Source organism: Tsuneonella sp. HG222 (genome assembly GCF_053819185.1).
On sequence record NZ_JBSOQZ010000001.1, the window covers coordinates 130,303 to 151,194 of the forward strand.

Below are 20,892 nucleotides of genomic sequence, written 5' to 3' on the forward strand. Positions count from 1 at the left end.
CGCGCGCAACTAGTCGAACGCTCCTCTCAGGACAAGTCAGACACCCTTCAGCGCCCTGCCGCAACCGGCATGTTGTCGATCAGCCGGGTCCCGCCGATCCGCGCGGCGACGAACAGGCGGGCGTTGCCATTGTCGGCGTCCAGCGGCTCGAGCGAGTCGGCGTCGCGCAGGTCGAAGTAGTCGACGCTGTCGAACCCGCTCGTCAGCAGTTCGTCCAGCGCGAAGGCGCGGGTGCGGGCCCAGGAATCGCGGCCGTCGCGCACCATCTGCGCCGCCGTTCGCAGCACGGCGGGAATGGCCGCCGCGTTGCCCCGGTCTTCGGGCGAGAGGTAGCGGTTGCGGCTCGACAGGGCGAGGCCGTCCGCCTCGCGCACGGTGGGCACGCCGTGGATGGCATCGGCGCGGGGCAGCACGAGGTCGAGGTCGCGCGCCATGCGGCGGATCACCGCGAGCTGCTGCCAGTCCTTCTCACCGAACACCGCCAGGTCCGGCCGGACCTGGTTGAACAGCTTGCACACCACGATGGCCACCCCGTCGAAGTGCCCCGGCCGCGCCGCGCCGCACAGCCCTTCGCTGATGCCGGCCACCGAGATCGAGGTCGCGAAACCGGGCGGATAGACCTCCGACGCGGGCGGGGCCCACAGCAGGTCGACCCCCTCAGTTTCCAGCAGCGCGGAATCCTCGGCCAGCTGGCGCGGATAGGCCTCCAGGTCCTCGCCCGGGCCGAACTGCTTCGGGTTGACGAAGATCGAGACGACCACCGACGCGGTTAGGCGGCGCGCCTCGCGCACCAGCGTCAGGTGGCCTTCGTGCAGCGCGCCCATCGTGGGCACCAGCGCCACCGGCCCGCGCGCGCGCAGGCTGTCCACAGCTTGACGCAACGATTCGAGCCTGTCGACGGTATGCACGGGCGCACCCCTTGGATATGAGCGTGTGGACGGGCCCTAGCCGCCCGCGCAATTCAGAGAAAGCCCGACAGCACGTGAGCAATTCCGGCCCCCATCGCCCCGGTCCCCACAGGATCGTCTTCGCCAACGAAAAGGGCGGAACAGGCAAGTCGACCACCGCGGTCCACGTGGCGATCGCGCTGGCCTATTCGGGCAAGCGGGTCGCCGCGATCGACCTCGACCATCGCCAGCGCACCTTCGCCCGCTACCTCGAGAACCGGGCAGAGACCTGCGCCCGGCGCGAGGTCGAACTGCCCAGCGCCGAGTTTGCCACCTTCGAAGGCGATATCGAGGGGCTGGAAGCCAAGGTCGCCGAACTGGCCGCCGGCGACCTTGCCGGGCCGGTCGACTACATCGTGTTCGACACCCCCGGCCGCGACGACCCGCTGGCCCGCCACGCCGCCAGCAAGGCCGATACGCTGGTCACCCCGATGAACGACAGCTTCGTCGATTTCGACCTGATCGGGCAGGTCGATGCCGAGACCTTCAAGGTCCGCCGCCTCTCGTTCTATGCCGAGCTGATCTTCGAGGCGCGCAAGACCCGCGCGATGAAGGAACGGCGCGAGATGGACTGGATCGTCGTGCGCAACAGGGTGCAGCACATCGACGCGCGCAACCAGAAGCGGGTCGACCAGGCGCTGACTGAGCTCAGCAAGCGGGTCGGCTTCCGCGTGGCGCAGGGCCTGTCGGAACGCGTGATCTATCGCGAGCTGTTCCCCTCGGGGCTGACCCTGCTCGACAAGGGGCACCTGGGCGAGCTGGGCACGAGCCATCTCGTCGCGCGGCAGGAACTGCGCCAGCTGATCGCCGCACTGCACCTGCCGGGACTGTCGGGCGCGGCCCCGGCCAAGGCGGCCTGAGCGCCATGGGCAAGCTGATTTTCTTCGCCGTCATCGGCATCCTGGGCTGGAAGCTCGTCACCGGCCGCTGGCCGTGGGAGGGGCGCAGTTCCATCCGCAACCAGGCGCTGTTCCGGGCGCGCAAGCTGCTCGGCGTGCGCGCGGAAGGAAACAGGCAGGAAATAATCGAGGCCCACAGGCGTTTGCTCGCCATGGTCCACCCCGACCGGGGCGGAACCAACGAGCAGGTCCACGAGGCGAATGCCGCGCGCGACCTGCTGCTCGACGAACTGCCCGACGGCAAATAGGAGACCCAATGAGCCACCAGTTCCACCCCACCTCGCTGCGCGAATACGATATCCGCGGCATCATCGGCGAAACCCTGGGGCCGGACGACGCCCGCGCCATCGGCCGCGGCTTCGCCTCGTTGCTGCGCCAGGCGGGCGGCAAGACGGTGGCGGTGGGTTACGACGGCCGGGTCAGCAGCCCGATGCTGGAACACGCGCTGATCGAAGGCCTCACCGCCAGCGGATGCGACGTAATCCGCGTGGGCATGGGCCCGACCCCGATGCTCTATTTTGCCGAGGCCTCACTGGAACAGGCGGACGGCGGCATCCAGATAACCGGCAGCCACAATCCCGCCAACTACAACGGCTTCAAGATGGTGTTTCAGGGGCGCCCGTTCTTCGGGGCGGACATCCAGGAAATCGGGCGGCTCGCGGCGGCGGGGGAGTGGCTCGACGGAACGGGCGAAGTCACTTCGCACGAGATCCTCGACGATTACATCGAGCGGTTGCTGGCAGGGCTCGAAGGGCTCGACCAGGACAAGCTGGCCGCCATGAAGGTCGGTTGGGATGCCGGTAACGGCGCGGCCGGGCCGGCGCTCGAGAAGCTCGTCGCGCGCCTGCCGGGCGAACATCACACGCTCTACACCGAAGTCGACGGCAACTTTCCCAACCATCATCCCGATCCCACTGTCCCGGAGAACCTGGAGGACCTGCGCGCGCTCGTCGCGGCGAAGAACCTCGACTTCGGAGTGGCTTTCGACGGCGACGGCGACAGGATCGGCGCGATCGACGGCGAAGGCCGGATCATCTGGGGCGATCAGCTGCTGATGGTCTATGCGGAAGACCTCTTACGCAACATTCCGGGGGCGACCGTCATCGCCGACGTGAAGGCCAGCAAGGCGCTATTCGACCGCGTTGCCGAGCTGGGCGGAAAACCCCTGATGTGGAACACTGGGCACAGCCTGATTAAGTCCAAAATGAAGGAGACTCATGCCCCGCTGGCCGGCGAGATGAGCGGGCACGTCTTCTTTGCCGACACCTACTACGGCTACGACGATGCGCTCTATGCCGCGATCCGGCTGATGGCCGCGAGCCAGCGGCTGGGCCGCTCGGTCACCGAACTGCGTGGCGCCATGCCCAACCTGCTCAACACGCCGGAACTGCGCTTCCAGGTGGACGAGAGCCGCAAGTTTGCCGCGATCGACGAGGTCAAGGCGCGGCTTTCCGGGCCGGATGCGCCCGCCGGCATCAGCGTCGATTCGACCGACGGCGTGCGCGTGACCACGCCCGACGGATGGTGGCTGCTGCGCGCCTCCAACACGCAGGACGTGCTCGTCGCCCGCGCCGAAAGCCAGACGCAGGACGGGCTCGACCGCCTGCTCGGCCAGATCGACGACCAGCTCGAGGCGAGCGGGCTGGAGCGTGGACCGCAGGCCGGGCACTAGAGCGGCCAAGGGGGGTGAGCGGCGTGACGGACCCATCCGCTTCGGGCAATCCCGGCCGGTGGATACTGGCACAACGGCCGGCCCTGCGGCTGGCGGTGGTGGTCACGTTCTACTTCACCCAGGGCGTGCCGCAGGCGCTGTTCTACGTCGTCCTGCCCACCTGGCTGTCGGTGAACGGCTACTCGGTGGCGGACATCGCGGCCGTGGTGGGCGCCGCCGGTACGCCCGGCACGATCAAGTTCCTCGGCGGGCTGTTCGTCGACCGCTTCCCGTATCTGCCGATGGGCCGGCGCAAGCCGTGGATCCTGTTCGGGCAGGCGCTGATCTGCGGCGGGTTGATCACGGGATCGCTGCTGGCCGGGGGGCGGCCGGAGATCGGCCTGCTGGCGGCGCTCGGCTTCCTCTCGATGCTGGGCTTCGTGTTTCAGGACGTGTCGATCGACAGCCTGATCATCGACCTGTTCGACGAGCGCGAGCAGGGCCGCGCCGCCGGCCTGACGTACAGCGCGGCCGGGCTTGGCTCGGCCAGCATGATCTTCGTCGGCGGCCGGCTGATCGAGAGCTACGGGCTGCCGTTCGTCTTCGCCGCCTTGGCGACCTTGCCGGTGATCGTTTTCCTGCTGCTCCTCCCGCTGCGCGAGCGCGAGGGCGAACGGCTCACCCCGATGACGCCGGGGCAAACCCACCCGGTCAACCTCGCCCGCGGGAAGAGCAACTGGGGCGGCATGCTGCGCGAGGTCTTCGGCCTCATCCTCAACCCGCTGGCCATCCTGGTCATGGTGCTGGGCGCCGCGCGTTATCTGCCGGCCGGGATCAACACCACGATGTTCCCGGTCATGGCGACCCAGGGGGCCGGCTGGGAATTGACCCGCTTCACCGACATGCAGACCTTCACCGGGCTCGCCGCGGCGATCCTGGGTGCGGGGTTCGCCGCCCTCGTGCTGCCCAGGATCGGCCCTCGCGCGGCCAATATCATGCTCCTGCCGGTCGTCGCGCTGCTCTACGGCGCGATGGCGCTCGTCCCGGGCCTGCAGACCGATGACGGCGCGCTGACCGCGTTCTTCTACGCCACCGAAGTCCTGAGCGTGCTGGTGCTGATCTCGCTGTTCCCGATCTGCATGCGGATGACGACGCCCGCCGCGGCGGCGACGCAATATGCGCTGCTCATGGCTTCGTTCAACCTGGGCCGGCCGATCGGCGCCGCGCTGTCGGGCACGTTCGGGTATGACGGGCTGTCGACGCTGTTCCTGATCATCGCCGGCGCCGCCGTGCTCAGCGTTCCGGCGTTCCTGTTCGTCAAGTTTCCGCACAAGGAACGCGAGGCCGCGATCCCGCCCGATCCGGCGCCGCTCATGCCGCACTGACGGCTTTCCCGGCCGGGGACGCAAAAAAAGGGAGGCGCCGAAACGCCTCCCTTCCGGTTGCCGGACGGTGAGGGGCCGTCAGGACTTGGTCTTATACGTGTCGGTAGCGGTGCCGGACGCATAGTCGGTGCCGCCCGTCTCGTCCGCGCCGACGCGCAGGTTGTTCTGCACGTGGGTCACGCCCGAAACGTCCTCGGCGCAGTCCTCGGCCCGGCGCTTCTGCAGCCGGGTGGGCACGGTGCCTTCCAGGGTGACTTCGCTGTTCTCCACCTTGACCCTGACCTTGCGGGCATCGACCGCCCAGTCGTTGGTCAGGTTGTCGTTCACGTCCTCGCGGATGCGGTCGTCGGAGCGGGTATAGTCGCTCGGGCCGCGGCCGCGGTGGTCGTTCTCGCGCCGACGCTCGGCGTCTTCATCGCCGAACCAGCTGGCGATCTCGTCGGTCGTGCGGTCCCACCAATCGCGCTGGCGCGGGCGATCGCTGTACTGCGGCGAGGAAAACCCGCTGTCGGCGCGGTAGCTGCCGCGGCTGCTGCCGCCGCCATACGAGGGGCGGGCCGCGCCGGTCGACGCCGCGTCCCACCTGCCGGTCGGGGCCGAGAAATCGCGGCCAGCCTGGTCTTCCGAGGTAAAGCTGGAGAAGCGGTTGGCCGGCTGCCCGTAATCCTGCCGATAGCTCGATGCCTGGGCCGACTGGCCGAAACGATCGTCGCGGCCGCGCGAGTAGCCCCGGCCGCTGCCGTAGCGCTCGTTGCGGTCCCAGGTCGATTCCAGCCGATTGTCGTCCTGGAAATGCGACGGGCCGGATTCGCCCATCTGGCCGTACGACGGATCGTAGCCGGACGGCGCGTAGTCGCTGCTCGAACGGAATTGCTCTTCCTGCCGCCAGCGGTCGCCCTCGTGATCGGGCGCGCGGTCGCGGTCGCGGAAGCGGTTGCGGTTGGGTTGGTAACGGTCGGCCATGGTCTGGCTCCTCGAAAATGCTGTCTCGCCTCAATCGTCGGCGCGGGAGAGACAGGCAGGCCCGCGTAGACGATCCCCGCGATCGCAGGGTCACGATGAAATAACGTCCGTGCTGCGCGTGGCGTTTCCCGGTCCGGCGCGGCCGCGAGGCGACTCGGCGCGTTGAAGCCATTGAAAAGCAAGGCGCCATTCCGCTCCGATTGCAGGACACTTTGGCCCGCCTTCGGTGTTATTGGGGGCAGGTGACCAGTTCCGCCATCCCGCCCGAGATCGCCGCCTGGTTCGCCGGGCGCGGCTGGCGCGTGCGGCGGCACCAGGCGGACATGCTCGCTGCGAGCGATGCCGGGCGCCATGCGATGCTGGTGGCCGATACCGGGGCGGGCAAGACGCTGGCGGGGTTCCTGCCCACGCTGGCGGACTTCTGCCCCTCGCGAGGGGCCATCCCGCCCGACGGGCTGCACACGCTCTACGTCAGTCCCCTGAAGGCCTTGGCGCACGACGTGCAGCGCAACCTGGTCACGCCGGTGGAGGAGATGGGCTTGGCGCTGCGGATCGAGACGCGCAGCGGCGATACGCCGTCGGACCGCAAGCGCCGGCAGCGGGCCAAACCGCCGCACATCCTGCTGACCACGCCCGAATCGCTGTCTCTGCTGCTCAGCTATCCCGACAGCGCCGATCTGTTTCGCGGCCTGAAGCGCGTGGTGATCGACGAGATACACGCCTTCGCGACCGGCAAGCGCGGCGACCTGCTGGCGCTGGCACTGGGCCGCCTGCAGGCGATCGCGCCCGACATGCAGCGCGCCGCGCTGTCGGCCACGGTCGCCGATCCAGAAGCCTTTCGCGAATGGCTCGCCCCTTGGGGAGAGATCGACACCGTCGAGCTGGTGGAGGGCGAGGCGGGGGCCCCGGCCGAGGTGGAGATCCTGCTGCCCGACGAGGAGCGCGTGCCCTGGGGCGGCCACGCGGCGACCTGGGCGATTCCGCAGCTCTACGAGGAGATCCGCCGCAACCGCACCACGCTGGTGTTCACCAACACGCGCTTTCTGGCCGAATACATCTTCCAGCAGCTGTGGGATGTGAACGACGACACGCTGCCGATCGGCATCCATCACGGGTCGCTGAGCAAGGAGGCGCGGCGCAAGGTCGAAGGGGCGATGGCGCGCGGTGAGCTGCGCGCGCTGGTCGCGACCGCCAGCCTCGACCTGGGCGTAGACTGGGGCGACATCGACCTGGTGGTGCAGATGGGCGCTCCGAAGGGCTCCAGCCGCCTGCTGCAGCGGATCGGCCGGGCCAACCACCGGCTCGACCAGCCCAGCCGCGCGATCCTGGTGCCGGGCAATCGCTTCGAATTCCTCGAGGCGACAGCGGCCAAGGATGCGGTCGACCAGGGGCAGCGCGACGGGGAGGATTTTCGCCCCGGCGGGCTCGATGTCCTGGCCCAGCATGTGATGGGCTGCGCCTGCGCCGGGCCGTTCGACGAAGCGGCGCTGCTGGCCGAGGTGCGCAGCAGCCTGTCCTACGCGTGGGTCGACGAGGCGACCTGGCAGCGCGTGCTGCATTTCGTCGCCACCGGCGGCTACGCGCTGGAAGCCTACGACAAGTTTCGGCGCATCGTGCGCGATCCCACCAGGGACGGCGGCGGGGTCTGGCGGCTCGCCCATCCCGAACATGCCGCGCGGCACCGGCTCAATGCCGGGATCATCGTCGATTCGGAGATGCTCGACGTGCGGTTCCGCAACGGCCGTTCGCTGGGCAAGGTCGAGGAGCGCTTCGGCGCGTCGCTGCGCACCGGCGACACCTTCCAGTTCGCCGGGGTCAACGTCGAGGTCGAGGCGATCCGCGACATGGAACTGATCGTGCGCGCGTCGAAGAAGGCGGCGATGATCCCCAGCTATGGCGGGCAGCGCCTGCCGCTGACCACCCACCTGGCCGACAGGGTGCGGCGTATGCTTGTCGAGCGCAGCGAATGGGGCCGCTTCCCCGACGACGTGCGCGAATGGCTGGAGGTGCAGGACTGGCGTTCGCAGATGCCGAGCCCCGACAACCTGCTGGTCGAGAGCTTCCCGCACGCGAAGCGCGAGTACACCGTGTACTACACCTTCACCGGCTGGAACGCGAACCAGAGCCTGGGAATGCTCATCACCAAGCGGATGGAGGAGCGCGGCCTGATGCCCGGCGGGTTCGTGGCCAACGACTATTCGCTGGCGGTCTGGGGCCTGAAGCCGGTCGAGGATCCGGCGCCGCTGCTGTCGCCCGACATCCTGACGCACGAATTCGTCGAATGGGTGCAGAATTCGCACCTCCTGCGCCGGGCCTTTCGCGAGGTGGCGGTGATTGGCGGGCTGGTCGAACGCCAGCACCCGGGCAAGCGCAAAAGCGGCAAGCAAGTCACCTTCTCGACCGACCTGATCTACGACGTGCTGAGGAAGTACGAGCCCGATCACGTCCTGATCGAGGCCGCGTGGGCCGATGCGCGCGCGCGGATGACGGACATCGGGCGGCTGGGCGACCTTCTGGACAGCGCGGCGGAGCGGCTGGTCCACGTGAAGCTCGACCGGGTAAGCCCGCTGGCCGTTCCGGTGATGGTGATGATCGGCCGCGAATCGCTGCCCCAGGGCGCGGTTGACGACGAGCTTCTGCTGGAGGCTGAGACGCTGGCGGGCGCCGCCATGCGGGTGGACGAACCGGCGGACTACCTTGCCGAGGATTAGAGCGGCGAGGGGGTCGATGTCGGTAGAAGCCACACAGCCATCCCCTGCGATTTCGGCGCGACGGGGGCGAATCCGTGTTGGGCATAGAGCTCGCTTGCCCGGCCGTCGGCGACGAGACTGACGTAGGCGGGGGCGGCGATGCGCGCTGCGAGCGCTTCGAGCAGCGCCGCGACCACCGCCTTGCCCAGGCCCTTGCCTTGGTGCGCCGGGTCGACCGCAATGTCGACCAACTGGAAGAACAAGCCGCCGTCTCCCACGATGCGGCCCATGCCTACCGCGGTGGCGTCATGGCGGACTACGACGCCGATGTATGTCCCGGGGAGGCCGGCCCGGGCTGCGGCTTCGGAGAACGGGCTCAGTCCGCTCATCGCGCGAAGGCGCTGGTAATCGTCGAGAGCGGGAACCTCGTGGTCGAGGGAGTACCCGGCAGGCGCGGCGAAGGTCATGGCCGGTGCATATGCCGCCGCGCCTGCCGGGTCGAGCGGCGACGGGTCAGCGCTCGAACCGGCGGTGCTTCTCGTTGTCGACGAAGCCGAAGTTGGTCACGCCGCTTGCCTTCACCAGCCGCAGGATGGCGGCCGAAGCGTCGTAGCTCGCCGCGGGGTCGGGTGCGAACTCGAGCACGGGTTCGGGGGTCATTGCCGCGTCGGCTTGGAGGATCGCGGCCAGTTGCGGACCGGTGACGGGGGTGCCGTTCCACGACACCCGGTCGCCGGCATCGATCGTCAGCCGGTTGCGCACGGGGTCGAAAGGGACCTTCGGCGGGGAGACGGTGCTCGGCAGGTCGTAATCCAGGCTGTGCGTGGAGAGCGGAATGCTGAGCATGATCATCGTCAGGAGGACCAGCATGACATCGATCAGCGGGGTGGTGTTGACGTCGGCCAGCGGCCGGTCAGCGGCGGAAAGGGCAAATGCCATGCTACGCCTCCATCATATGTGATAAAGTATCATAACATGATGGTCGAATACGGCAAGCCCTTTCCGGACGGAACGCAGGCATGAAAAAAGGGGCCGATCGCTCGGCCCCTTTCTCGTGTTCTGTCGGATGGACCGGAAGGCTCAGGCCTTGCCGAACACCCGGTATTTTTCGTTTCCGACGAAGCCGAACTTGGTCACGCCCGACGCCTTGATGATGTTCAGCACCTGGGCCGACAGCTCGTAGCTGGCATCCGGCTCGGGCTCGAACTGCAGTTCGGGCTCGACCGACATCTGCAGCGAGGTCTGCAGGTTGGCCGCCAGTTCGCCGGTCGAAAGCGGGCTGCCGTTCCACAGGATCTCGTTGGCCGGCGTCAGAACGAGCTTGTTCTTGATCGGGTCGACCAGGGGCGGGGTGCTGTTCGGATCGGGCACCGGAAGATCGATGTCGACCGAGTGGGTCGCCACGGGGATGGTGATGATGAAGATGATGAGGAGCACGAGCAGGACGTCGATCAACGGCGTCATGTTCATGTCCATCATCGGGGCGCCATCATCATTGCCGCCTGACATTGCCATGGGGTGTTACTCCTGAATTCTGGTCACGGACCGGTCGCGCGCGGCGTGTCAGCCGTTCGGATCGACCGGGTTGGAAATGAAGCCCACGGTCGGATATCCGGCCGACTGAACGTTGAAGATCGTACCCGCGACGCAGCGCCACGGGACGTTCTTGTCAGCGCGAATGTGAACCTGCGGGATCTTCTCCGGATCGTTCATGATCGCCTCGATACCGCCTTCGCGCTGAACGATGCTGTCGAGCCGCTCGAACGACATGTCGTAAAGCTCCTGCGAATCGACAGGAGTCACGTTGTTGAAGAACACCCGGCATTCGCCATTGCGGGTCGAGCCCGAATAGCCCGACTGCTGTATCTGCGGCGTGCGCCCTTCGGCGTCGGTCGTCGTGACGGTGATCAGCAGGTTCTCGACCTTGTCCTTCGATTCGACCGATTCGAAGATCGGAATTTCCAGCTTCTCGATCGTCTGAAGAGCAACCGGAACCGCGATCAGGAAGATGATCAGGAGCACCAGCATCACGTCCACGAGGGGCGTGGTGTTGATGTCGGACATCGGCCGGTCGTGGCCGCCTCCGGGCAGGGAAATTGCCATGTTGTCGTCCTATCTCAAAACTTCGTTGGCCGTATCGCAGGGGCGGGCGACCCGCATGCCGGAGCCCGCCCCGCGATAACGGATCAGGCCTTGGTCGTCGTGGTCGTGGTCGTGCCGACCGGCTTGGCCGGAGCGGTCGCCGCGATCTTGCCAGCCTGCTGGGTCGAGGTCTTCGTCATGATTTCCGGCCGCACCGCGCCGCGCGAGGTGATGTTGGCGAGAATGTCGGTCGAGAAGCCCGAGAGCAGTTCGGCGATGCGCTTGTTGCGGGCCTGCAGCCAGTTGTAGGCAAGCACCGCGGGCACGGCGACGAGCAGACCGATGGCGGTCATGATCAGCGCTTCACCGACCGGGCCGGCGACCTTGTCGATCGAGGCCGAACCGGCGAGGCCGATGTTGATCAGCGCGCGGTAGATACCGATAACCGTACCGAGCAGACCGACGAACGGCGAGGTCGCGCCGACGGTGGCGAGGAACGGCAGACCGCTGGCGAGCTTCGAGTTGATCGCCGCTTCCGAACGGGCCAGCGAACCGTGCATCCAGTCGTGGGCTTCGAGCGAGTCGGTCATCTTGCTGTGCTGCGCTTCGGCAACCAGAGCATCGTCGACCACCTGGCGCCAGGCGCTGTTCTTCTCGAGCTTGGTGGCGCCTTCGGACAGCGTGTTGGCCCGCCAGAACGTGCTGCGCACGCCGCGGTACTGCTTCAGGATCTTGTTCTGCTCGAGCAGCTTGGTGATCAGGATGTAGAACGATCCGACCGACATGATCACGAGGATGATGAAGATCGAGTAGGCGATGGCGCCGCCCTGGTTCAGCGCTTCCCAGAAGCCGAACTGGTTGACCGGTGCCGCGTCAGCGGCAGCAGCAAGGATGTCAATAAGCATGCGGGTATTCCTCTCTAGAGAATTTCAAAGCGAAACTATTGGAGCCTGTACGTGATGCGGGTCGACCACCGACCGGAGATCGGGTTGCCTGCATCGTCCCACGCGGGGTTGAACCGGCCGAACCGGGTGATGTCGGCGCAGGCCGCCTCGTCCAGCGTGCTCGAACCGCTCGAAGACGTCACCGAGCAGGCCGACACGCGGCCTTCGCCGTTGACCGTCACGGAGACGCCCACGGTGCCCTGTTCCTCGTTGCGTATCGCACGAGCGGGGTAGTTGTCGATGATGCGAGCCTGCCAGCGGGCCTGGCCTTCCGGCGTGACGCCACGAGCCCTCGACGGGGCGGGCGGCGGCGGCGGCGGAGCCGGCGGAGCCGTCGGCGGAACGATCCGCACCGGCGGTGCCGGCGGCGGAATGACCGTCTGCACCTGGATCGGCGGCGGAGCCACGGCGATGTTGATCGGCGGCGGCGGCGCAACTGGCGGCGGCGGCGCGACTTGATCCGGCGGCGGTGGCGGCGGCTCTTCCTCTGGCGGCGGCGGTTCCTCGATATCAACCGTCGTTACACGCTCGATCAGCTTCTTGGTCGCCGAATAGGCGAGACCCGTGACGAGCACGTAACCAACGACAAGGTGGATCAAACCCACGATTACAATCGCAATGATGCGATTGGTGCTCATTCCTTGGTCAGCGTAAGCCATCCAGTCCCTTCACTCCATTACCCAAACCGGATCGACGATCCGGCAAGCCCAGCCAAGCCCGCATGGATTCACATCCCCACAGGCTCTCCCGGGCCAAGTCCACAATGAAGGCTGCAGTGCGATCAGCCGTTACAAATCGCAAGCCAGACAGCCCGGAACCCGCAAATAGTTGCTGTTATACGCTGGGTCCCTATTGGCACGAGCCTTAGCGACGAAGGAAAGCGCGAGCAAACGCTTTATCGGTTAACAGCCGATTCAGGGGCCAACCCGTTCCAAGGCGGGGCGGCCCTCAAGTTTGCCTCGGCCGCCAGCGTTCTGCATGGAGCTCGTCACAATGCGAATCATCTCGCCCCTTCCCCTCGGCCCCTGGCGCTTCGCCCTGCTTCCGCTGGCCCTCGCCGCCTGCGCCGCGCCGGGGCAGGCCCAGATGGCCGCGGCCCCGTCCGCGCCGGTGGCGACTTATGCCGATCTCGCGTCGCTGAGCGAGGCGGGGACGGTGATCGCGCGGGTCAAGGTGAAGGATCAGGCTGCCGTGGAGCCCGAGCGTTCGCCCGGTCTCGCGCCCGGGATGGTCCGCCTCTATCTCGAGACGCAGGTCGAAGGGGTGATCAAGGCGCCCGCCGCACTCGGCGAATCGCAGACCTACCTGGTCGACGTGCAGGTCGACGCGAAGGGCAAGGCGCCGAAGCTGAAGAAGCGCTCGTTCCTCGTCTTCGCCCGCCCGGTCCCGGGCACGCCGGGCCAGTTGCAACTTGTCGAGCCCGACGCCCAGTTGCCGACCGATCCCGCCATCGAGGCGCAGGTGCGGACCATCGCGGCCGACCTTGCCCGGCCCGGCGCGCCACCGCGAATCACTGGCGTGCGCGAGGCGATCTCGGTCGCCGGAAACCTCACCGGCGAATCGGAAACGCAGGTGTTTCTCGATACATCCGACGGCACGCCGGTCTCGCTCACGCTCTTGCGCCGGCCCGGGATGGAGCCGGCCTGGGGCGTGGCTTGGACCGAGCTGGTCGATCAGGCGGCCCGCCCGCCGGAACCGCGCACGATCGCCTGGTACCGCCTGGCCTGCGCCCTGCCTGACGAATTGCCGCGCAGCGCGTTCCTGCAACAGGGCAGTTCCCAGACCCAGGCGCGAAGCGACTATGCGCTGATCCGCAGCCAGCTCGGCCCGTGCGAGCGCTTGCGGTCCCCCTCCCGGTCGTAACCTGCGCAAGCGAGGTGATCCGATACCCGATCGTAACGGATGCAACCGTCCCCTAGCCAAGCCTGTGGCTTGGCCGTAACGCGCGCCCCGTTCGGTGGACGGGAAGAGTCATGACGGAAGCTTTGCGCATTGCCCTCGCCGGTCTCGGCACAGTCGGGGCCGGGCTGGTGCGGCTGATCGAGACCAACGGCGATCTCATCGCCAGGCGGGCCGGCCGGCCGATCAGGATCGTCGCCGTCTCGGCGCGCGACCGGGCCAAGGACCGCGGGATCGATCTGTCGGCCTACCAGTGGGAAGACGACATGACCGCGCTGGCCGAACGGCCCGACGTCGATGTCGTGGTGGAACTCGTCGGCGGGGCGGACGGGCCGGCTCTCACCACCGCGCGCAAGACGCTCGGCGCCGGCAAGGCGCTGGTCACGGCCAACAAGGCGATGATCGCGCACCACGGCCTGGAGCTGGCGACGCTGGCCGAAGCCAAGGGGGCGCCCCTGCGGTTCGAGGCCGCCGTCGCGGGCGGCATTCCGGTGATCAAGGGGCTGCGCGAAGGGGCCGCCGCCAACCGCATCGAGCGGATCTTCGGGATCCTCAACGGCACCTGCAACTACATCCTTTCGACGATGGAGCAGACCGGGCGCGACTTCGGCGAAGTCCTCGCGGAGGCCCAGGCGCTCGGCTATGCCGAGGCCGATCCCACGTTCGACGTCGAGGGCATCGATGCGGCCCACAAGCTGGCCATCCTTGCCGCGATTGCGTTCGGCGCGAAGGTCGACTTCCCTGCCGTCGACGTCGGCGGCATCGGCCGGGTCCGCGCGGCCGACATCGCGCAGGCCGCCGCGCTGGGTTACCGCATTCGCCTGATCGGCACTGCCGAGGTCGACGAGCGCGGCGAGCTGTTCCAGCGCGTCCAGCCCTGCCTCGTCCCGCTCGGCCACCCGCTGGCCGCGGTCGATGGGCCGACCAATGCCGTGGTCGCGGAAGGCAATTTTTCCGGCCGGCTGCTGTTCCAGGGCGCCGGGGCGGGCGACGGGCCGACGGCCAGCGCGGTTGCGGCCGACCTTATCGACATCGCCCGGGGCGACACCGGCCCGCCGTTCTCGGTCCCTGCCGCCGCGCTCGAGGCGCTGGCTCCGGCCCAGGCGGGCCACCGGACCAACCGGACCTACGTCCGCTTCGTGGTGGCCGACCGTCCGGGCGTGCTGGCCGAGATCACCGCCGCAATGCGCGATGCCGGCGTCTCGATCGAAAGCCTGATCCAGAAAGGCCGGCCGGACGAGGACGGCGACGTGCTCGTCGCGATGGTCACGCACGAGGGGCCTGAAGCCAGCGTCGGCCGAGCGCTTGCCTTGCTCGAGGGTTCACCCGTCCTGGCCGAGCCGCCGCTGGTGATGCGCCTGATCGGCTAGCGGGCGGGAATCTCGCCCTTCGCGATGCGGTCCGCGTCCGAGCCGGGCGGGGCCTCGGGGATGGCCTTGAGGTCGATCAGCAAGGGCATGGGCCGCGGGCAGGGCGGGATGAAGCAGCCCCGTGCCACCACGACCCCCGGATAGCGCGGCACGAGATCGGGCGCGCGGGGGACGTTGTCCTTGATTGCGCCATCGTCGGTGGAGGAGGGGACGTATTGCGTCGCCGGATCGATCCCTTCGGCACAGACGACGATCTCCCCCTCGGCCGATTCAGGGCATGGCTGGGCTTCCTGCGAAGCCACGGCATAGTAGTCCCGCGCCGATGCGGCGACCTGCTCCGCGGTCGCCGGCGCGGGCGGCAACGCGGCCGCCGCGGCCAGCCAGAGCATGCTCGACATCCAAACCCCTCCAGCCTAAGCGCGCAGCCGCCACACAAGCCGAGGGGACTGAATTCGCCATGAACATAGCAGCGCCGGGGACCAAGCCCAGCCCCAAGCCCTCGAAGGTGCTCGACCGCGTTCTGGTGATGGAGATGGTCCGCGTGACCGAAGCCGCCGCCGTGGCCGCCAGCAAGCTGATCGGCCGGGGCGACGAGAAGGCGGCCGATGCCGCCGCGGTCGAGGCGATGCGCAAGGCGTTCGACGAGCTGGCGATCGACGGCACCGTGGTGATCGGCGAGGGCGAGCGCGACGAGGCGCCGATGCTCTATATCGGCGAGAAGGTCGGCGGCGCGCAGGGCACCGGCCCGCAGATCGACATCGCGCTCGATCCGCTCGAAGGCACGACGATCTGCGCCAAGGCCGGCCCCAACTCGCTGGCCGTGCTGGCTGCGGCCGAGCACGGCTGCCTGCTCAACGCGCCCGACGTCTACATGGAAAAGCTGGCCGTGGGTCCGGGCTACCCTGACGGCGTGATCGACCTGGCGAAGTCGCCGACCGAGAACGTCACCGCGGTTGCCGCGGCCAAGGGCGTTTCGCCCGACGAGATCATCGTCTGCGTGCTCGACCGCCCGCGCCACGCGGAACTGATCGCCGAACTGCGTGCCATCGGCTGCGGCGTGGTGCTGATCGGCGACGGCGACGTGGCGGGGGTGATCGCCACGACCGACCCGGACACGACGATCGACATGTACATGGGCAGCGGCGGCGCGCCCGAAGGCGTGCTGGCTGCCGCTGCGCTGCGCTGCGTCGGCGGCCAGTTCAACGGCAAGCTGCTGTTCCGCAACGACGACGAACGCGGCCGTGCCCGCAAGTGGGGGATCGAGGATTTCGACCGGATCTACCGGCTGGAAGATCTCGCCAAGGGCGATTGCATCTTCGCCGCGACCGGTGTGACCGACGGGTCGCTGCTCGAAGGCGTCAAGCGGCGCAAGGGCTCCATGACCACCGAAAGCGTCGTCATGCGCGCCAGCAGCGGGACCGTCCGCTGGGTCAAGGGTGAACACCGGCGCGGCTAGGAGAACGCAATGGCTAAAAGAGGTCGGAATGACGGCTTAACGATCGGTATCGTTCCTCATTGGCAAATCGAGTATCCGAAGGAAGATGCGAAAAGGGACACTTCTGACCTCCAACAAATTATGCTGGAACATGATCGCATTCGTGCGGAAGGCCGCGATCCAATGAGTGAATTGAAAGCCGCGAAAAAGCTGGCGAAGAAGGCGCAGCTCAAAAAGCGTAAGCAAATGCAGGAAGGGAAGCCGCAATGAAACTCATGGCCGGCAATTCCAACCTGCCGCTCGCCCGCGCGATCGCCGGCTATCTGGAGATCCCGCTGACCGACGCCAGCGTCCGCCGTTTCGCCGACGAGGAGATCTTCATCGAGATCCACGAGAACGTGCGCGGCGAGGACATGTTCATCGTCCAGTCGACCAGTTTCCCGGCCAACGACAACCTGATGGAGCTGCTGATCTCCATCGACGCCTGCAAGCGCTCGTCGGCCAAGCGGATTACCGCCGTGGTGCCCTATTTCGGCTATGCCCGGCAGGACCGGAAGCCTGGCCCGCGCACGCCGATCTCGGCTAAGCTGGTCGCCAACCTCATCACCCAGGCCGGCGCCGACCGGGTGCTCGCGGTCGACCTGCACGCCGGGCAGATCCAGGGCTTCTTCGACATCCCGACCGACAACCTGTTCGCCGCGCCCACCATGGCGGCCGACATCCAGGCCCGGTACGAGGGCGACCTGATGGTCGTCAGCCCCGACGTGGGCGGCGTGGTGCGCGCCCGCGCGCTGGCCAAGCGGCTCGACAACGCCCCGCTGGCGATCGTCGACAAGCGCCGCGAGCGGCCCGGCGAAAGCGAGGTGATGAACATCATCGGCGACGTGAACGGCCGCAACTGCATCCTGATCGACGATATCGTCGATTCGGGCGGGACGCTGTGCAACGCGGCGCAGGCGCTGCTGAGCGCAGGGGCGAAGAGCGTGGCGGCCTATATCACCCACGGCGTCCTGTCGGGCGGCGCGGTGGCGCGGATCGACAAGTCGGCCCTGACCGAACTGGTGATCACCGATTCCATCCTGCCGACCGACGCGGCCAAGGATTCAAGGACCATCCGCATCCTGCCGATCGCTCCGTTGATCGGCGAAGCGGTCCGCCGCATCGCCGACGAGAGCTCGGTCTCGAGCCTGTTCGACTGATGCGCCGGGCCGGGGCCGCTCTGCTCCTGGCCGCGGCCGCGGGGTGCACCTCTGCGCCCAGGGCCGTCGCGGTCTATGCGCCCCCACCGGGCATCAACCAGGTGCTCGAGGGGCGGATTGCCGCGGCGCCGGGCCATGCGCTGATCCTGGGCGATCTCAACATGGCGCCGGGCGCCGATATCCCGCGGCATTACCACCACGGCGAGGAGTCTATCTACGTCCTGGGCGGCAGTGCCACGGTCAGCCGCGCGGGCCAGCCCGACGTGACGCTGGGGCCGGGCGAGGGCGTGATCATCGCGCCCGGAGTGGTTCACTGGGGCAAGGCCGGCGGCGAGGGGCTGCGGTCGATTTCCGCCTGGGTGAAGGACGACGCAAAGCCGCTGCGAGAAGCCGTCACCCCGTGAACCTCGCCGCCGAGATTGCCCTTGCCCACCGCCTCGCCGATGCCGCGCGCGCGGCGATCCTGCCGCACTTTCGCAGCGGCCTCGACCATGAGCGCAAGGCCGATGCCTCGCCCGTGACCGAGGCCGACCGCGCGGCCGAAGAGGCGATGCGCAAGCTCATCGTCGCCGAGTTCTCGGCCGATGGAATCCACGGGGAGGAGTTCGGGGCCAGCGAAGGCCGCTCGGGCCGGCAATGGGTGCTCGACCCGATCGACGGGACGACGGCCTTCCTCGCCGGGCGGGCAACGTTCGGCACGCTGATCGCGCTCACGGTCGACGGTTTCCCGGTGCTCGGCGTGATCGACCAGCCGGTGCTGGGCGAGCGCTGGCTGGGCGTGGCGGGGCAGGCGACCACCTTCAACGGCCGGCCGGCGACCACCCGGCTGTGCCGCGAGCTGTCCGGCGCCGCGCTCGCCACAACCGGGCCGCAGTACTTCACGCAGGAGGAAGGCGACGTCTACATGGCGCTGGCGCAGGCGACCGATCACAAGCGGATGATCATGGGCGGCGACTGCTACAACTACGCGATGGTCGCCAGCGGCCACCTGGATGTCGTCTGCGAGGCCGGGCTCAAGCTGCACGACTTCGCCGCGCTGGTGCCCGTGGTCGAAGGCGCCGGGGGCATGATGTGCGACTGGAACGGCGAACCGCTGCACGCCAAATCCACCGGTCACGTGCTCGCACTGGGCGACCCGGCGCGGCTGGAGGACGTACTTGGGGTGATGGGCGGTTCCGGCGCGCACGCCGGGCATGATCACGGCTAGAAGATCCCCAGGAACTTCTTGCGCCGTTCCTTTTTTTCGCCCGCCGGTTCCTTGCCGCTTTCGGTCTTGGCGGTGGTGCCCGCTCCCACGTCGTCGCGCGGCTTGCCCTTGTCGGTGCGCTGGGCGCTGGCCCGGGCGCCGGCCAGGACCGGACCGCACGCCGCCGCCTTGGCATCGCCGGGATCGACGAAGGCGAGGATCCCGCCCAGCGGCCCTGCCGCCGCCGCCAGACCCAAGCCGGCACCGGCGCGGGCGAGCAGCGCCCCGCTGATCGGGTCGATCTTCGGATCGGCGAAATAGCCGTTCACGCCGACCGGCGACTGGGCCGAGAACAGGCTGAAGGTCTTGGCATCGGCGCGCACCGCCATGTCGATCGCCTCGGTCCTGAAACTGAAGCCGCCGCGCCCCAACATCACGTTCTTCCTGGTGTCGATCAGGATCGGGTCGGCCGCGGCGATGCCGTTGCGCACGGTGAAGGCGATCAGGCCGCAGTTGATCTGCACCGGGTCCTTCAGCTTGTCTTCGAACATCTTCTGCACGAAGGTGCCGAAGTCGAGCTCGGCTAGCTGGATGTTGCGCGTCCAGAACGTGCCCTTGGGCATGACGATGGCGATGCGTCCGTTCGACGTGGCCAGGCTCTGGCGCAGGCTGTCGCCGGTGCCGCTCATCTTCAGGCGGGCGGCCATCGTGCCGGTAGTACCCGATTCCTCGGTGCCGAAACGCGCGAGCAGGCGCCCCATCGGCGTGGGCGACAGCCGGATGTCGTAATCGGTGCGGACCTGGGGATCGCGCGCGTTGAGCGCGATGTCGGCGGTCAGAGTGCCGCCGGCGATATTGGCCTTGAGCGGCTTCATCGTCAGCAGCGAACGGTCGAGCCCCAGCGTCAGGTCGATGTTCGATAGCGGAAAGCTTTCGGCCCGCACCCGCGCGATGCGATACCGCAGGTCGGCATCGAACCGGCCGATCGCGTCGAGCCGCAGCGTCGCATCCGGCAGGACGCGCGGGCGCCCGTTGATGGTGCGAATGGTGCCTGCCTTGCCCAGCGCGTCCAGCCGTGCCGGATCGTAACCGATGAACGGCCCGGCATCGACGATGTCGAGCGTGTCGGTCGTCAGGTCGGCATTTATCTTGAGCCGCTCGCCCGGCATGCCGATCCGCATCGTGCCGGCCAGGTCGCTGTCGCCGAAAACGCCCTTCAGGCGGTCGAACTTCCATTCGCTGCCGTCATAGGTGAGCGCGGAATCGAAGCGATAGGCGCGCGTCTCGGGCACCGCGATGCCGAGGAAGTCGAACAGCTGGGCGATGTTGAACCCGCGCACGCCCAGCTTGAGGTCGGCGCCTTCGAACTGCGTCGCGGCGGGCAGCGTGCCGGACACGTCCATCACCGTGCGTGCCGCTTCGGCATGGAAGGCGAGCTTGTTCACCCCGCCGGACACGGTCTCGTTCGGGCTCATCAGGCTGCCCGAAAGCGTGAAGGGCTTGTCCCGCATCGTGCCGTCGCCGGCGAAACGGATGTCGCTATCGAACCGGGTGTCGGTCGCCTTGACCGTCTCGATGCCGATCTGGGCGAAGAGCCGGAGGACCGGATCGCGATAGACCAGCTCGGTTCCGGTGATGGACCCGCGGCGGATGTCGGGCAGTTCGAGCCGCTTGGGCGGTTCGTCGGGGTCACCGAAGGTCCAGGTGTTGCGGTCGCCCTTCGCGTCCCATTCGAGCGCGAGATCCGCGCCGTCGAGATCGATCCACCTGACCACGCGCCGCCCGAACAGCAGCGGCAGCGGCTTGATCCGTGTGTCGATCCGCTTGGCGGAGAAGAACGCATCGGAGCGCGCCCATTCGGGATTGGCGATGCGCATGTCCTCGGCCAGGAACTTCACGTCCAGCGGCGCGAAGTAGAGCTGGAAGTCACCGTTCACGGTAACCTCGCGCTCGAGCACGTTGCCGGCGACGGACTCGAACGGTTGCCGCAGGAAGCGACCCTTGGTGACGAACAGGACCAGCCAGACGAGGAACAGCGTGAGCAGCAGAATGGCGAGAGTGCGGACGGCGATACGCAGGGGGCGGGGCCGATCCGCCAGCCAGCCCGGGGTCCATATTTGCCGCGCCAGCGCACCCAGGCGAGCCCGGGGTGGCGACACAGTTGCCGGGGCATCCATTATGGGTGAACCGGACTCCCGGCGGCAAGTTCCTCGCGCGTCTGGCTTTTTGCGCAGAGCTTGCG

Annotated in this window: 22 protein-coding genes; 12 read left to right on the forward strand and 10 right to left on the reverse strand. The window is 67.9% G+C overall.

Going from position 1 to position 20,892, the window contains the following annotated elements; translation table 11 throughout:
- Positions 1-47 precede the first annotated feature (47 nt).
- Positions 48-908: a pantoate--beta-alanine ligase gene (panC, locus tag ACWPMZ_RS00555; protein ID WP_455702085.1), complete on the reverse strand. Its 861-nt coding sequence runs from the start codon at positions 906-908 to the stop codon at positions 48-50.
- A 74-nt stretch (positions 909-982) separates the two neighbouring features.
- Here panC and ACWPMZ_RS00560 point away from each other — a divergent pair, with 74 nt between their 5' ends.
- Genes ACWPMZ_RS00560 through ACWPMZ_RS00575 form a run of 4 tightly spaced genes read left to right on the forward strand, consistent with a single transcriptional unit; the run spans position 983 to position 4,882 of the window.
- Positions 983-1,807: a division plane positioning ATPase MipZ gene (locus ACWPMZ_RS00560; protein WP_455702086.1), complete on the forward strand. Its 825-nt coding sequence runs from the start codon at positions 983-985 to the stop codon at positions 1,805-1,807.
- 5 nt (positions 1,808-1,812) lie between these two features.
- A complete protein-coding gene (locus tag ACWPMZ_RS00565; protein WP_455702087.1) occupies positions 1,813-2,094 on the forward strand; it encodes a molecular chaperone DnaJ in 282 nt (93 codons plus the stop codon).
- 8 nt (positions 2,095-2,102) lie between these two features.
- Complete coding sequence (pgmG, locus tag ACWPMZ_RS00570) at positions 2,103-3,518, forward strand: phosphoglucomutase/phosphomannomutase PgmG (protein ID WP_455702088.1); 1,416 nt, start codon at positions 2,103-2,105, stop codon at positions 3,516-3,518.
- 23 nt (positions 3,519-3,541) lie between these two features.
- On the forward strand, positions 3,542-4,882 hold the full coding sequence (locus ACWPMZ_RS00575; RefSeq protein WP_455702089.1) for an MFS transporter: 1,341 nt from the start codon (positions 3,542-3,544) through the stop codon (positions 4,880-4,882).
- A 78-nt stretch (positions 4,883-4,960) separates the two neighbouring features.
- Here the strand turns inward: ACWPMZ_RS00575 and ACWPMZ_RS00580 are convergent, their stop codons facing one another.
- Entirely contained in the window at positions 4,961-5,845 is an 885-nt protein-coding gene (locus ACWPMZ_RS00580; RefSeq protein WP_455702090.1) for a BON domain-containing protein, read from the reverse strand.
- A 242-nt stretch (positions 5,846-6,087) separates the two neighbouring features.
- Between ACWPMZ_RS00580 and ACWPMZ_RS00585 the strand changes: the two genes are divergently transcribed.
- Entirely contained in the window at positions 6,088-8,556 is a 2,469-nt protein-coding gene (locus ACWPMZ_RS00585; RefSeq protein ID WP_455702091.1) for a ligase-associated DNA damage response DEXH box helicase, read from the forward strand.
- On the opposite strand, the gene ACWPMZ_RS00590 is transcribed toward ACWPMZ_RS00585, so the two are convergent.
- The 6 genes from ACWPMZ_RS00590 to ACWPMZ_RS00615 form a co-directional block, all read right to left on the reverse strand.
- Complete coding sequence (locus ACWPMZ_RS00590) at positions 8,553-9,002, reverse strand: GNAT family N-acetyltransferase (protein WP_455702092.1); 450 nt, start codon at positions 9,000-9,002, stop codon at positions 8,553-8,555. The genes ACWPMZ_RS00585 and ACWPMZ_RS00590 overlap by 4 nt on opposite strands.
- A 46-nt stretch (positions 9,003-9,048) precedes the next feature.
- Positions 9,049-9,474, reverse strand: coding sequence for an ExbD/TolR family protein (locus ACWPMZ_RS00595; RefSeq protein WP_455702093.1), 426 nt, complete (start codon positions 9,472-9,474; stop codon positions 9,049-9,051).
- A gap of 141 nt (positions 9,475-9,615) precedes the next feature.
- A complete protein-coding gene (locus tag ACWPMZ_RS00600; RefSeq protein ID WP_455702094.1) occupies positions 9,616-10,050 on the reverse strand; it encodes an ExbD/TolR family protein in 435 nt (144 codons plus the stop codon).
- Between the two features lie 48 nt (positions 10,051-10,098).
- Entirely contained in the window at positions 10,099-10,638 is a 540-nt protein-coding gene (locus ACWPMZ_RS00605; RefSeq protein WP_455702095.1) for an ExbD/TolR family protein, read from the reverse strand.
- Between the two features lie 83 nt (positions 10,639-10,721).
- A complete protein-coding gene (locus ACWPMZ_RS00610; RefSeq protein WP_455702096.1) occupies positions 10,722-11,522 on the reverse strand; it encodes a MotA/TolQ/ExbB proton channel family protein in 801 nt (266 codons plus the stop codon).
- Between the two features lie 35 nt (positions 11,523-11,557).
- Positions 11,558-12,220: a TonB family protein gene (locus ACWPMZ_RS00615; RefSeq protein ID WP_455702097.1), complete on the reverse strand. Its 663-nt coding sequence runs from the start codon at positions 12,218-12,220 to the stop codon at positions 11,558-11,560.
- Positions 12,221-12,539: 319 nt separating this feature from the next.
- Between ACWPMZ_RS00615 and ACWPMZ_RS00620 the strand changes: the two genes are divergently transcribed.
- The gene (locus ACWPMZ_RS00620; RefSeq protein ID WP_455702098.1) at positions 12,540-13,424 is read left to right on the forward strand and encodes a hypothetical protein; all 885 of its coding nucleotides are present in this window, start codon (positions 12,540-12,542) and stop codon (positions 13,422-13,424) included.
- 110 nt (positions 13,425-13,534) lie between these two features.
- A complete protein-coding gene (locus tag ACWPMZ_RS00625; protein WP_455702099.1) occupies positions 13,535-14,830 on the forward strand; it encodes a homoserine dehydrogenase in 1,296 nt (431 codons plus the stop codon).
- Here ACWPMZ_RS00625 and ACWPMZ_RS00630 read toward each other — a convergent pair.
- Positions 14,827-15,228, reverse strand: coding sequence for a hypothetical protein (locus tag ACWPMZ_RS00630; RefSeq protein ID WP_455702100.1), 402 nt, complete (start codon positions 15,226-15,228; stop codon positions 14,827-14,829). The genes ACWPMZ_RS00625 and ACWPMZ_RS00630 overlap by 4 nt on opposite strands.
- Positions 15,229-15,287: 59 nt before the next feature.
- Between ACWPMZ_RS00630 and glpX the strand changes: the two genes are divergently transcribed.
- Genes glpX through ACWPMZ_RS00655 form a run of 5 tightly spaced genes read left to right on the forward strand, consistent with a single transcriptional unit; the run spans position 15,288 to position 18,671 of the window.
- Positions 15,288-16,286 (forward strand): class II fructose-bisphosphatase, encoded by a 999-nt coding sequence (glpX, locus tag ACWPMZ_RS00635; RefSeq protein ID WP_455702101.1) that lies wholly within the window; start codon positions 15,288-15,290, stop codon positions 16,284-16,286.
- 9 nt (positions 16,287-16,295) lie between these two features.
- Positions 16,296-16,535 (forward strand): hypothetical protein, encoded by a 240-nt coding sequence (locus tag ACWPMZ_RS00640; RefSeq protein WP_455702102.1) that lies wholly within the window; start codon positions 16,296-16,298, stop codon positions 16,533-16,535.
- On the forward strand, positions 16,532-17,464 hold the full coding sequence (locus ACWPMZ_RS00645; protein ID WP_455702103.1) for a ribose-phosphate pyrophosphokinase: 933 nt from the start codon (positions 16,532-16,534) through the stop codon (positions 17,462-17,464). Before ACWPMZ_RS00640 ends, ACWPMZ_RS00645 begins: the two co-directional genes overlap by 4 nt.
- Positions 17,464-17,868: a cupin domain-containing protein gene (locus ACWPMZ_RS00650; RefSeq protein WP_455702104.1), complete on the forward strand. Its 405-nt coding sequence runs from the start codon at positions 17,464-17,466 to the stop codon at positions 17,866-17,868. Before ACWPMZ_RS00645 ends, ACWPMZ_RS00650 begins: the two co-directional genes overlap by 1 nt.
- Positions 17,865-18,671 (forward strand): inositol monophosphatase family protein, encoded by an 807-nt coding sequence (locus ACWPMZ_RS00655; RefSeq protein WP_455702105.1) that lies wholly within the window; start codon positions 17,865-17,867, stop codon positions 18,669-18,671. The genes ACWPMZ_RS00650 and ACWPMZ_RS00655 overlap by 4 nt, the downstream gene beginning before the upstream one ends.
- Here ACWPMZ_RS00655 and ACWPMZ_RS00660 read toward each other — a convergent pair.
- Positions 18,668-20,827, reverse strand: coding sequence for an AsmA family protein (locus ACWPMZ_RS00660; protein WP_455702106.1), 2,160 nt, complete (start codon positions 20,825-20,827; stop codon positions 18,668-18,670). The two genes, ACWPMZ_RS00655 and ACWPMZ_RS00660, sit on opposite strands and share 4 nt — an antisense overlap.
- Between the last annotated feature and the right edge of the window lie 65 nt (positions 20,828-20,892).